The 12,826-nt window shown below is 58.1% G+C and carries 12 protein-coding genes and 1 tRNA gene; 4 read left to right on the forward strand and 9 right to left on the reverse strand.

Annotation, left to right across the window (positions count from 1 at the left end; translation table 11 throughout):
* Positions 1 to 209: 209 nt before the first annotated feature.
* From argB to rpmH, 9 genes are all read right to left on the reverse strand, one after another.
* Positions 210 to 1,073 carry an acetylglutamate kinase gene (argB, locus tag ACR0IV_RS21580; RefSeq protein WP_480471851.1) on the reverse strand — a complete coding sequence of 288 codons (864 nt, stop codon included), beginning with the start codon at positions 1,071 to 1,073 and terminating at the stop codon, positions 210 to 212.
* A 60-nt stretch (positions 1,074 to 1,133) separates the two neighbouring features.
* Complete coding sequence (gene yihA / locus ACR0IV_RS21585; protein ID WP_480471852.1) at positions 1,134 to 1,787, reverse strand: ribosome biogenesis GTP-binding protein YihA/YsxC; 654 nt, start codon at positions 1,785 to 1,787, stop codon at positions 1,134 to 1,136.
* Positions 1,784 to 2,521, reverse strand: a complete 738-nt coding sequence (locus tag ACR0IV_RS21590) for an MOSC domain-containing protein (RefSeq protein ID WP_480471853.1) — start codon at positions 2,519 to 2,521, stop codon at positions 1,784 to 1,786. Before ACR0IV_RS21590 ends, yihA begins: the two co-directional genes overlap by 4 nt.
* A complete protein-coding gene (gene yidC, locus ACR0IV_RS21595; RefSeq protein WP_480471854.1) occupies positions 2,518 to 4,341 on the reverse strand; it encodes a membrane protein insertase YidC in 1,824 nt (607 codons plus the stop codon). Before yidC ends, ACR0IV_RS21590 begins: the two co-directional genes overlap by 4 nt.
* Positions 4,342 to 4,467: 126 nt before the next feature.
* Positions 4,468 to 6,006: a putative bifunctional diguanylate cyclase/phosphodiesterase gene (locus ACR0IV_RS21600; RefSeq protein ID WP_480661127.1), complete on the reverse strand. Its 1,539-nt coding sequence runs from the start codon at positions 6,004 to 6,006 to the stop codon at positions 4,468 to 4,470.
* Positions 6,007 to 6,077: 71 nt separating this feature from the next.
* On the reverse strand, positions 6,078 to 6,971 hold the full coding sequence (gene ttcA, locus ACR0IV_RS21605; RefSeq protein ID WP_480661125.1) for a tRNA 2-thiocytidine(32) synthetase TtcA: 894 nt from the start codon (positions 6,969 to 6,971) through the stop codon (positions 6,078 to 6,080).
* A gap of 38 nt (positions 6,972 to 7,009) precedes the next feature.
* Entirely contained in the window at positions 7,010 to 7,240 is a 231-nt protein-coding gene (gene yidD, locus ACR0IV_RS21610) for a membrane protein insertion efficiency factor YidD (protein WP_480661123.1), read from the reverse strand.
* Positions 7,237 to 7,659, reverse strand: coding sequence for a ribonuclease P protein component (rnpA, locus tag ACR0IV_RS21615; RefSeq protein ID WP_480661121.1), 423 nt, complete (start codon positions 7,657 to 7,659; stop codon positions 7,237 to 7,239). The genes yidD and rnpA overlap by 4 nt, the downstream gene beginning before the upstream one ends.
* A gap of 25 nt (positions 7,660 to 7,684) precedes the next feature.
* Positions 7,685 to 7,819, reverse strand: a complete 135-nt coding sequence (gene rpmH / locus ACR0IV_RS21620; RefSeq protein ID WP_005980833.1) for a 50S ribosomal protein L34 — start codon at positions 7,817 to 7,819, stop codon at positions 7,685 to 7,687.
* Positions 7,820 to 8,115: 296 nt separating this feature from the next.
* Between rpmH and ACR0IV_RS21625 the strand changes: the two genes are divergently transcribed.
* From ACR0IV_RS21625 to ACR0IV_RS21640, 4 genes are all read left to right on the forward strand, one after another.
* Positions 8,116 to 8,847: a TVP38/TMEM64 family protein gene (locus ACR0IV_RS21625; RefSeq protein ID WP_480734441.1), complete on the forward strand. Its 732-nt coding sequence runs from the start codon at positions 8,116 to 8,118 to the stop codon at positions 8,845 to 8,847.
* 3 nt (positions 8,848 to 8,850) lie between these two features.
* Positions 8,851 to 10,269 carry a dihydrolipoyl dehydrogenase family protein gene (locus ACR0IV_RS21630; protein WP_480661117.1) on the forward strand — a complete coding sequence of 473 codons (1,419 nt, stop codon included), beginning with the start codon at positions 8,851 to 8,853 and terminating at the stop codon, positions 10,267 to 10,269.
* An 18-nt stretch (positions 10,270 to 10,287) separates the two neighbouring features.
* Positions 10,288 to 11,670, forward strand: a complete 1,383-nt coding sequence (locus tag ACR0IV_RS21635; RefSeq protein ID WP_480661115.1) for an ATP-binding protein — start codon at positions 10,288 to 10,290, stop codon at positions 11,668 to 11,670.
* Between the two features lie 64 nt (positions 11,671 to 11,734).
* Positions 11,735 to 11,811 (forward strand) — tRNA-Arg (locus ACR0IV_RS21640).
* The last annotated feature ends 1,015 nt before the right edge of the window (positions 11,812 to 12,826 follow it).

Raw genomic sequence — 12,826 nt, forward strand, 5'->3', positions numbered from 1 at the left:
CGCCCACCGGCCCCGGAAACCATCGTCCAGATGGACCAAAGGCCAGTCATGCACTAACAATCAAATTGGACCACTCAAGTGGGGCTGATCACAAAGCGCCCATGATGATGAGGCCTGCAGCCTCAGCAGCTTGCGCGACGCGCGTGAATTCTGGGCAGATATCTGAAGAGGTGTCTGATTTGTCAGTCATCGAAACCTCAACGCATCGATCAGTCAGGTCGGATCAGCGAGCCTGCGCCATGTTCCGTGAACAGCTCCAGCAAAACCGCATTGGGCGCGCGCCCGTCAAGGATGACAACGGCTCGAACACCGCTGTGGAGGGCGTCCAGAGCTGTCTCTGTCTTTGGGATCATACCGCCCGCAATCGTGCCTTCCAGCGTCATTTCACGGATTTGCCCGGCTTTGAGTTCGGTCACGACCTCTCCGGCGGCGTTCTTGACGCCCGAGACATCGGTCAGCAGCAGTAGACGATCCGCCTTGAGCGCTGAGGCAATCGCGCCCGCCGCCGTGTCGCCGTTGACGTTGAATGTCTCACCCTCGCGGCCAGCACCCAAGGGGGCGATTACCGGGATCACGTCATGTGAGAACAGATCGTGCAAAATTTTGGGGTTCATCTCGGATGGTGAACCGACAAACCCGAGCGAAGGGTCCGTTTGGTTGCAGATCATAAGGTTAGCGTCCTTGCCCGACAGACCAACGGCCGAGCCTCCCTGGCCGTTGATCGCCTGCACAATGCGCTTGTTGACGAGACCCGAAAGCACCATCTCAACCACCTCTACGGTGGCTTTGTCGGTCACGCGCTTGCCGCCCACGAATTCAGACTGGATGTCCAACTTGTCCAGCATTGCATTGATCATCGGGCCACCGCCATGAACGATGACCGGGTTCACCCCGACCTGGCGCATCAGAACCACGTCGCGGGCAAAGCTTTCCATTGCTTCGTCACTGCCCATGGCGTGGCCGCCCAGCTTAATGACGACAATCGCGCCGTCATAACGCTGCAGGTAGGGCAGGGCGCTGTTCAAGGTGGCTGCTGTGGCGATCCAGTCCCGATTCATATCTCGTGTCTTCATGGCTAAAGTCCCTCTGACACACCGTGTTAGGGCCTTTGCCCGGCGCTGCCAAGGGCGAAGCTATTCCAGATGCGCGATGATCGAGCGCAAGGTCGGAATCCCGTCGCCTTTCTCGGACGAGGTCAGCACGATTTCAGGGAATGCCGCAGGGTGTTTCGACAATGCGCTGCGCACCTGTTCCAGAACCTTCTCGCGATCTTTGGCCTTGACCTTGTCGGCCTTGGTCAGCACGCATTGAAAGGTTACGGCGCTGGTGTCCAGCAGCTTCATGATCTCGGCATCGACCGGTTTCACCCCATGGCGCGAGTCGATCAGCACAAAGGCACGGCGCAGGGTTTGACGACCGCTCAGGTATTGCTTCAGCAACCGTTGCCACTTCTCAACCACCTTGACCGGTGCGTTGGCATAGCCATAGCCGGGAAGGTCCACCAGATAGAGCTCTGGGCCTTGGGTAAAAAAGTTGATCTCTTGTGTGCGGCCCGGTGTGTTGGAGGCACGTGCGAGACCTTTGGTGCCGGTCAGTGCGTTGATCAGGCTGGACTTGCCCACATTCGAACGCCCGGCGAAGCAGACTTCCAGCCGGTCAGGGGCAGGCAATCCGTCCATAGCGACGACGCCTTTGACGAACTCTGAAGGTCCGGCAAACAGCTTGCGCCCGATTTCCGCTGCAAACTCGTCGGGCGTCTCGGCCAGTGGGAATGGCAGCGCGGTCATAGCAGTTGAACCTTGTCACCGGCGCGGATGATGCCACCTTCCCGCACCTCTGCGTAGACACCGAAATCCTGATGATCCCAGCTGTTCAACGCACCCAGCGTGTCGGCATCCCGCTCGCCCGTTTCAGGGTTGGCGGTGGTCGCCATGCAGCGTGTAATACGCTCGCGGACGTGAAAGACCACCTCACCAATGCGGATATCGCGGTCAATCCAGTCGAACTCTTCCCACAGCGGGAGCCCATCGAACCAGATATTGCCGCGCCAACGGGTGATGGATAGGTCGCGACCCAGCTTCTGTTCGACTGCTCGATGCGAGGCCATGCTGCACAGGCTGATTGATGGATAATCGCTGTCCGTCATGCCGCGACCGGGAACGCGGATAATACGAGCGGATGCAGCGCGATCGGCAGGCATCAACGGCTTGACCCACTCCAGAAACGCTTGCTGTTGCGTATCAGGCTCAAAGCTCAGGTCGGGCCTGTTTGGATGGCGCAGCGTGACGGTGTTGCCGTGCAATTGCGCCGAGATTGCCATCAATTGAGGTGCCTTCGAACCTCGGCTGAAATTGGTGCAGGGCACCCATTCCGACCCGTCTGCCTTGGAAACCTCATGCGCCACTGCCCAAACACGATCCCCGGGCATGGTCTGCCCGGGGGTCATGGTGACTTGATCAAGGCTTTCACGCCCGTGGCTTTTGATCGGATGCCGCCACAGCGCGGTAACTGCGCCGCTCATTTATCGTCCGTTTTTGGCGTGCGCTTGAAGCCGGATTTGATGTTGCCGAACACATCAGGCGTATAGCCCTGGCTGCGCATGATCAGATATTGTTGGGTAAAGGTGATCGTGTTGTTTGCAATCCAGTAGACAACCAGACCGCTTGCAAAGCCACCCAGCATGAACATGAACACCCACGGCATCCAGGCAAAGATCATCGCCTGCGTCGCGTCGGTTGGTGCCGGGTTCAGCTTCTGCTGCAGCCACATCGAGATACCCAGCAACAGCGGCAGGATACCGATGAAGATCAGCGCCATGAAGCTCTCGGGCTGCGGCGCTGCCCAAGGCAGCCAGCCAAAGAAGTTGTAGATCGAGGTTGGATCCGGCGCGCTGAGATCCTGGAACGGGCCAAACCAGGGCGCTTGACGCAGTTCGATGGTGACGAAGATCACCTTATACAGCGAGAAGAAGATCGGGATCTGCAGCAGGATCGGCAAACAGCCCGCGGCGGGGTTCACCTTTTCCTTCTTGTAGAGCTCCATCATGCCCTGTTGCATCTTCTGGCGGTCATCGCCAGCAGCCTCTTTCAGGGCCTCCATCTGTGGCTGGAGTTCTTTCATCTTCGCCATCGAGACATAGGATTTGAATGCCAGCGGGAACAGGATCGCCTTGATGATCAGCGTCAGACCGATGATCGACCAGCCCATATTGCCGATCAGAAGGTTGATATTATGAAGCAACCAGAAGATCGGTTTGGTCAGGAAGAAGAACCAGCCCCAATCGATGCTGTCGATGAATTTCTGCACGCCTTCGGACTGATACTCGCGAATGGCTTCCCATTCCTTGGCACCCGCGAACAGACGCGTGCTGACCTCTTCGGTCGCGCCAGCGGCAACGGTCAGCGTCGGCAATACGGTTTCCGTCTGATAGATCTTGCGGCGCGAGTCGTATTTGGCCGCGGCTTTGAACGCCGATCCGGGGTCGGGGATCAAGGTGGTCATCCAGTAATGGTCGGTAAAGCCGATCCAGCCGTCCTGTTTGACCTGATACACCTCGGCCTGTGCGCGCTCAGTGGAGTCGATGTCAAAATCGCGCACATCGCCATAATCGACCTCGGACAATGTGCCGTCCGCCATGCCGATCACGCCTTCATGTAGGATGAAGAAGTTCTTGAGACCCGGCAGATCGCCATCTTCGCCGATACCGTGACGCGCCAGAATGCCGTAAGGAGCCATGCTGACCTCGGACGCAGTGGCGTTTTCGACCGACTGGGTCACCGAGAACATGTAGTTTTCATCTACCGAAATGGTGCGTCGGAAGGTTAGGCCGTTGCCATTGTCCCAAGCCAGGGTGATCGGAGTGTCCACACCCAGCGCGTCGCCCTGCTCAAGCGTCCAGAGGGTGTTGGGACCGGGAACATCAGTGCCGGATACGCCAGAACCCGGGGCCCAACCGTAGAGGGCGTAGTAGGCGGATTCAGAGCCTACAGGGGACAGCAGCTCGACAATGGGAGCACCTTCGTCGATGGAAACTTTGTAGTCTTTCAGGAACAGCTCATCAATGCGGCCGCCCGACAGTGACAGGCTGCCTTTCAGACGCGGTGTGTCGATCTCTACGCGCGGGGCTTGTTCTTCGGGCAGTGTTTCGTCAGCGGCGGCGCTTGCCTCACCAACAGTGCCGGAGGCACTGGGCGTTTGAACCTCGTCACCTTCAAGAGCAGCGATCGTGGCCTCTTCCTCTGTCGCCGTCGGTTCCGGAGGTGGGAACAGTACGAACCAGACAAGGATCACCAGAAAGCTGAGCGCGGTTGCGAGGATAAGATTCTTATTCTGATCGTCCATCGGGGACAGCCACCTTAAGCAGTGAAACACACCCGGTGGGTTCAACAGAGTGCAGGCCCAAAGGTCAAGCGGAATCGCCAGCCAATTCGCCGCAATGGCGGATTCAATCCACCAGTTACATCGAATTCATCCCATTTTGCGCCCGATCTTGGGGGTGCCCTTGATCTTGGCCCGGTGCGCGGCGATCCAATCTTGCGTCTGTTCGTAGGGCATGGGTTTGGCGATGCCGAACCCTTGTACGTGATCACTGCCCAATTGCGCCATCAGTGCGTGCTCACCTGCCGTCTCGATACCTTCGGCAAGGGTTTCCAGGTTCAGCCGCTCTGCCATCGTCAGAATGGCACTGACCAGTTGTTGTTGACTGGGATCCTGATCTGCCCTGGTCACGAAAGAACGGTCAATCTTGATGCGTGAAACGTCAAAGCGCTTGATGGATGCGATCGAGGCATGGCCGGTTCCGAAATCATCCAGATCGATGCAGCAACCTAGGGCGGCTAAGGCGGTTACATTTCTGGTGATCACATCGTCGGGACGGCGGGAAAAGACGGTCTCCAACACTTCGATGGCCAGCCTGTCCGGGGTCAGGTCAAACTGATCCAGTTCCCATTTCAATCGGTCAACAAGGCTGGGGTTGCGCAGCTCGTCTGACGAGAAATTGATGCCGATCCGAGGCACCAGGAGGCCGGCGCGGTCCCAGTTTCGCATTGCATCAAAAGCGTGATGCCGCATGACCTGCCCCAGTCGGTCCATCAGGTCAGCCTGCTCGGCGAAAGGTAGAAATACTTGAGGACCGAGGACTCCTTTGCTTGGGTGTTCCCATCGGGCAAGCGCTTCGAACCCGGTGATGTTGCCTGTATCCGTGGAAATCTGAGGTTGGAACCAAGGACGTATTTCACCATGGTCCAGCGCGGCCTCGAAATCCCGCCGCAGGTTGGCGCGAACCAGGGACCGCCGCCGAGTCTCGGTAGAATAAGCGCGGATCGTCGAAGGCCCGCTGCGCTGGGCCTCGGCAAGCGCGGAGCAGGCGGCTTCGGTCCATTCCCCGGCATCTGCATCCAGCACATCGGAACGCAGACAAAAGCCTACTGAACAGGACAGATAAACGCTGGCACCGTTGAGCAGAACAGGATCTTCGATCGCGGTCTGAAGACGACCTGACATCTGAATACAGGCCTCAAGATCGAGCTGGGGCGAGGGTTGCAGCCCGATCAGATACCGATTCTGGTAAATATGGGTGAAGACATCATGGCTTCGGATGGTAGCAAGGATGCGATCACTGAATTGTAGTGTGATATGGTTCGCTGCGGCCTGACCGTGGACATCCATCAGATCGGCAAAATCATCCAATGCCACCGCGATACAGGCAGCATTGTCGCCGCTACCTTTTGCGGTGTCGCTCAGAACCTGCATCTCGGCCTGGAACACGTCGTTCGCAACCAATCCGGAGGGGCGAGCCCCCGGGCTTGTTGCCCGATGCAGCTGGTTACCCCAACCGCACGTTGCGCTCAGCAGCGGCAAACCAAGCGCCGTGAGCAGCAAAGCGACCTCGCCACCCAGCCAGAAGGCAGCGAGGCAGGCGGCAGGAACAAATGCAAGCGCCTGCGGCCCGCTGAGGCCGGTGCGCAGCAACTCAAGGATTCGGTCAACAGAGACAATATTCCGCATCGGTTTCGACGGCCTTCGACTTGTGCATGGGTCGCGCAGGCCGAGCGTAGGAAACCAATCTGAGTCAGTCGTTAACGCAGCTGTGGAATTTCGTCCGAATTTTCGTTTTTTTGAATCGGATCGAGCGAAAGATTTGCAAAATCAAAGAGTTTTGGATCCAGCAGGTGCGACGGACGCGCGTTGGTCAGCGCCCGGAACATCACCTGCCGCCGTCCGGGGCTGTTCTTTTCCCATTGATCCAGAATCTGTTTGACCTGTTGGCGTTGCAAACCATCCTGACTGCCACACAGGTCACAGGGGATGATGGGATAGTTCATCGCCCTGGCGAATTTCTCGCAATCGGCCTCGGCCACATGGGCGAGGGGGCGATAGACGAACAGGTCGCCCTCTTCATTCACCAGCTTGGGCGGCATGGTTGCCAGACGCCCGCCATGGAACAGGTTCATGAAAAAGGTTTCAAGGATATCGTCACGGTGATGGCCCAGAACAACCGCCGAACAGCCTTCCTCTCGTGCAATCCGGTAGAGGTTGCCTCTGCGCAGGCGTGAACACAGCGCGCAATACGTGCGCCCTTGCGGGACCTTGTCCATCACGATGGAATAGGTGTCCTGGTATTCGATGCGATGGGGTACGCCCATGCGGTCCAGAAACTCGGGCAGCACAGTCGCGGGAAATCCGGGCTGTCCTTGATCGAGGTTGCAGGCCAGCAGATCGACAGGCAGCAAGCCCCGCCATTTCAACTCGTATAGCACCGCCAACAGGGTATAGCTGTCCTTGCCTCCGGACAGACAGACCAGCCAGCGTGGGGGCTTGCCGTCCTTGTCATGCGCGGACGGGTCGACCATCCCATAATGTTCGATGGCTTCGCGTGTCTGGCGCACGATGCGTTTGCGCAGTTTCTTGAACTCGGTGGTCGAGGGGGCACCGGCAAAGAGCGGATGGATATCGTCGGCTTCATCAAACATGGGCGGGGCCTATCGCAGATGGGTGAACCGGGCAAGGGTCAGGGTTTTTCGTCTGGCACTGGGTCATAGCCATCGCCGCCCCATGGATGGCAGCGTCCGATGCGCCGGGCGGCCAGCCATGTGCCCTTGACGGGGCCGTGCTTCTCCAGCGCCTCCAGCGCGTAGGCTGAACAGGTGGGTTGATAGCGGCAGTTGAAACCGACCCACGGGCTGAAGATCAGCCGATACGCCCGGACGGGCAGGGCGAGGAGATGCGCAAGCAGTGTCATTTGCCGCCATGCAATTTGCGCAACGCATAGCGCAGATCGTCTAGTAGCGCGTCGAAGGGGCGGGCAGCTGTGACCTCGGTACGTCCGATGAGAACGTAATCCCAACCCTCGCGGCCTTGAACGGGCAGAACGGCACGCGCAACCTCGCGCAGGCGGCGCTTGGCGCGGTTGCGGGCCACGGCATTGCCGACTTTCTTGGAACAGGTGAACCCGACGCGAATGCCGGACGCTTCGTCGGCGCTGCGTTTGCGCGCTTGCACCATCATCGAGGCCGTACCCTGACGTTTCGCCCGCGCGGCCTTCAGAAAGTCCGAGCGATTCTGCAATACGATCAACGTTTCGGGTGCGCAAACGGACACCGCCGGGGGCTTCACCCTCGGCTGGTTGCTACCATCCTCAGGGGCCTCCGGCGGCGTCATGTTCATAACCTGATCAGTGAGCGGTTTACGCGCTCAGCGACTTGCGGCCACGTGCGCGGCGCGCGTTCAGGATTTTGCGGCCGGCTTTGGTGGCCATGCGCGCGCGGAAACCGTGGCGGCGTTTGCGAACCAGGTTCGAAGGCTGATAGGTGCGTTTCATCGCTCCGTCTCCAATCTATAGCGGTGGGTGCGGCGCGGATTCGCCTGGCCCTAATGTTCGAAGCCCGTCCTCTACTGGGTCACGGGTGCTAAGTCAAACCCCTAGGTGGGTGTTTTGCGGCCTTTTGCAACAAATCTGTAACCGGTACCAGCAAAAGGTTTCAAATCGCGGGTTATAGTGCCTGAATCCCTCACATTCCCTGCCACAAACATCAACGCCACGTGAGGTCTCTGTTGCGCGACCCGCAGGCGTCGCATGTTGTACCCAGAATGAAACGTAAAAAACCGGACAACCTGATGAGTGATGCAACTCAGGCCCCGCGCAGCGGGCTTGCGCGCCATATTCCATTGCTGGTGATTCTCGCCGTAGCTGCGGTGGGGTTTTTCACCTTGGGTGATTACCTGACGTTTGAGACCCTGCGCGACAACCGCGAGGCGTTGTTGGAATGGCGTGACGCCAATTACTGGGCCATGGCTGCTGCATTTGTTGCGATCTACATCGTAATCGTCGCCTTTTCGTTGCCCGGAGCGGCCGTGGCCTCGATGACCGGAGGGTTCCTGTTCGGTCTCTTCGCCGGGACCGCATTCAACGTTGTCGCCGCCACCATCGGCGCATCGGCCATCTTCCTGGCAGCACGCTGGGGGTTGGGCGCATCGCTGACAGCGCGGTTGGAATCCTCGGAAGGGGCAGTCAAGAAACTCAAGGACGGGCTGCGTGAGAACGAAATCTCAGTTCTGTTCCTGCTACGTCTGGTGCCCGTCGTACCTTTCTTTGTGGCCAATCTGGTGCCCGCGCTGGTGGGGGTGAAATTCCGCAACTTCCTGATTACCACAGCGCTTGGCATCATCCCGGGCGGCATTGTCTACACCTGGATCGGTGTCGGACTGGGTGGTGTGTTCGACCGGGGCGAGATGCCGGATGTCTCGCTACTGTGGGAACCGTTTGTCATTGGCCCCATCATTGGCTTGTGTGTTCTGGCCGCTTTGCCGATTGTCATCAAATCCCTCCGTGGCCGAAAGGACGCCTGACCCATGCAAGAGTTGAAGACCGATATCCTGGTGATCGGCGCCGGGTCGGGCGGGCTGTCCGTGGCTGCCGGGGCCAGTCAGATGGGTGCGGATGTCGTCCTTCTGGAAGGGCACAAGATGGGCGGTGATTGTCTGAATTTCGGCTGCGTCCCCTCAAAGGCTCTGATTGCCAGTGGCAAGGCAGCCTATGGACAGGCGCATGCGTCCGCTTATGGCATCACGGATGTGGTGCCGCAGATCGACTATGCCGCTGCCAAGGATCACGTTCATGATGTGATCGCACAGATCGAGCCGATGGACAGCCAGGAACGTTTCGAAGGCTTTGGCGTCAAAGTGATCCGGGAATATGGCAGCTTTGTCTCGCCTACACAGGTGCAGGCCGGAGATCATCTGATCACCGCCCGCCGTGTCGTTGTGGCCACCGGCTCGTCGCCTTTGGTGCCGCCTCTGCCCGGGTTGGATCAGGTGACGTATTGCACCAACGAGACCATATTCGACCTGCGCGACAAGCCCGAACACCTGCTGATCATCGGTGGAGGCCCCATCGGAATGGAGATGGCGCAGGCGCATATCCGACTGGGCTGCAAGGTCACGGTGATTGAGGGCATGAAAGCGCTGGGCAAGGACGACCCAGAGGCAGCTTCAGTTGTGTTGGACAGCCTGAAGGCCGAAGGTGTTGCGATCCACGAAAACGCCATGGTCGCTCAGATTCGTGGCAATGCGGATTCTATCGAGGTCGTCACCGAGAACGGAGAAATCTATGCAGGCTCTCACCTGCTGCTGGCGGTTGGGCGTAAGGCCAATATCGACAGGCTGAACCTTGAAGCTGCCGGGATTGATCGGACACGCACAGGCATCAAGGTCGATGAGTCTCTGCGAACATCCAATCGCAAAGTCTACGCAATCGGTGATGTGGCTGGCGGGCTGCAATTCACTCATGTGGCAGGATATCAGGCCGGGGTCATTATCCGCTCGGCCCTGTTCGGACTGCCGTCAAAGGCGAAAACGGCGCATATTCCTTGGGCCACATATACCGACCCAGAACTGGCGCAGGTCGGTCTGAGCGAGGCGCAGGCCCGCGCACAGCACGGCGACAGGCTGGAAATCGCGCGCTTTGACTTTCATCACAATGATCGCGCCATTTCCGAGCGGAAGACGAAGGGTTTCATTAAGGTGATGGTCGTAAAAGGCCGACCCGTCGGCGCAACAATCGTAGGGCATCAGGCCGGAGAATTGATCAACTTGTGGTCGCTGGTCTTGGCCAATAACCTCAAGATGGGTCAGATTGCTGCAATGGTCTCACCCTATCCGACGATCGGAGAGCTTAACAAACGGGTGGCGGGCGCTTATTTCTCGCCAAGGCTGTTTGAGAATCAAACGGTTAAAAGAGTGGTCAGATTTATCCAGCGCTGGATTCCCTGACCCGAGGAGGAGCGCAAAGTGAACTCGCTGTCGGGCCGATTTCTGATCCTGACGACGGTCTTCGTCATGTTGGCCGAAATCCTGATCTTTGTGCCCTCAATCGCGCGCTTCCGAGAGGATTTCCTGCTCAACCGATTGGAGCGGGCCCAGATTGCATCGCTCGCGCTGCTGGCCGATGACATGCTGGCCGATGATCTTGAGGCTGAATTGCTGGCCAATGCCGGCGTCTACAACGTTGTGTTGCGCCGCGACGAGGTGCGCCAATTGATGCTGTCGTCGCCCATACCAGACCGGATCACCAAGACCTATGATCTGCGCGATGCCAGTGCCTGGGTACTGATCCGTGACGCCACTTCGCGGCTCTTTACGCCTGAAAATGAGGTCGTCCGTGTGATTGGCGCCCCGGTGAAAGATGCAGGCCTGCTGATCGAAGTGACCATGGACAGCGATCCTCTGCGCATGGCGATGACGGATTACGGCTTACGCATTCTCGGGCTGTCTTTCGTAATTTCGATTATCACGGCATCGCTCTTGTTTCTCGCCGTGCGCGTGGTGCTGGTTCGTCCAATCAAAGGCGTAGTCGGCTATATGCAGCGCTATGCAACCGCACCGGAGGACGCGCGCGGTATCATCTCCCCCAGCTCCAAAGTGACCGAACTGCGTGAGGCGGAAGAGGCGCTTCAGACGCTCCAAACCGATCTAACGCAGGCCCTGAAGCAACGCGAGCGGTTGGCACAACTGGGCGGGGCGGTCGCCAAGGTCAGCCATGATCTTCGCAATATCCTGACATCGGCACAGCTGTTCACTGACCGGATCGAGACCAGTGACGACCCGCTGGTGCGTCGCTTGGCGCCAAAGCTGGTCAACTCGATAACCCGTGCGGTGTCTTTATGCGAAAGCACGCTGGCTTTCGGTCGCGCCGAAGAGCCGGCCCCGACCCTGACCATGGTGCACCTGCAGGACGTTGCCGCTGATGTTGTTGCCAGCGAACAGCTTGCTATCGCCGATGCCTGTGTCGAAATCGTCAATGACGTCCCCAAGGAGTTGGTGATCCGCGCCGATCCCGAACAGATTTACCGCGTTATTCTGAACCTCGTACGCAATGCCCGTCAGGCTCTTATTGCTGCGGGCAAGCCGGGTCGGATCACCGTCTCCGCTGTGGAACAGGACATCGAGTGGTGTATCGAAATCAGCGATACAGGACCTGGCCTACCACCCAAAGCACGTGAGAATTTGTTCACGCCATTTCAGGGTGGGGTTCGAAAGGGTGGATCCGGTCTTGGCCTTGCAATATCGCAGGAATTGGTGCGTGGCCATGGTGGCGACCTATTCCTGAAGGATACCGGAGCGCAGGGAACTGTCTTTGAAATAAGGCTTCCCCGGGGCGGCGTGACTTTTTGAAGATTTTTTGCAGAATCCGCTTGCACGCGCTCAGCCCCGGGTCTACATAGCGCCTCACCAACGCGGACCGATAGCTCAGCTGGATAGAGTACTTGACTACGAATCAAGGGGTCGGGGGTTCGAATCCTCCTCGGTCCGCCATTTGGTAAATGTTGAACGTCACACGAACCTGACCCAACCGTCATAGTTGGACCAGAAAAGCAGCGAACGTTCGACATCAGAAGGCGCCCCCAACGTTGGACATCAGTTGAATTTGACCTTTGCGTCATCAACTAACACGCCGCCCCCATTTCATACTCCCGCAGACAGTTTGGTTTGATCTGACTTCCCTTTCGGAAAATCAGAGCTGATTTGTAGGTCAGACAGCGAAGCTGCCTGTTCCTTCTAATCTGCCACGTGGCGAACGCGGGAGGGGGCGAGGCAATGCTATTCGACAGAGGTGGTGCGGCCCGCAGGCACAGCCGAGGACACGACCCTGTCTAATAGGGTTGCCCGAGGGGGAGGGCCGCGCCCTCACCCTGACGGCCAGGGGCGTTTGGCTTGTCCAAATCCCGCAGGCCCATGAAAGGAAAGCGGCGGGGAGGATGACCGCCACCATTGACGATTGTTACATTCCGTCATATCGCAAAAAGCAATAGGGCCACCGAGCTGCCGTTCGCCGCGCTTGCAGCACTGAACATCCCGGGTGTCAGCATTGCGAAACAAACCAGACTTTGCAAAGTTCGGGAGACTATCCTTAGTGGGGTGTCTGTTCAGATTTTGAACAGAGAACGTCTGAGGCAGCGAATTAGTGCTTTCCTATTCATCGGGCATTTCACGCGGAGGATCGAGTGCGAAGGAATTTTGGCGTGTCGGCAACTTTTCGACACTTTGGCACGATTTCTCAGACAAAATCGATCACATATTTGATACAGCTTACTCGCTATGACGCCTTGCTATGATCAGGGGCAACTTGAGAAAAAAGACTCTTTAAGATTTGTCTATCCAGCATACTATTCATCGCTCCCGGATTTTGCATTTCTCTTTTCTTTCTCCTGAGCATGTCGAAATGCTGCGACGCGGTCGACTAGGCTCAGGACTCATAACCAATAGATGACCAAAGCGGCGAGAGCGATTGCTGAGAGGAATACTCTGGGGCACCTGTCGTACCGCGTCG

This window comes from Ruegeria sp. C2, from assembly GCF_056537765.1.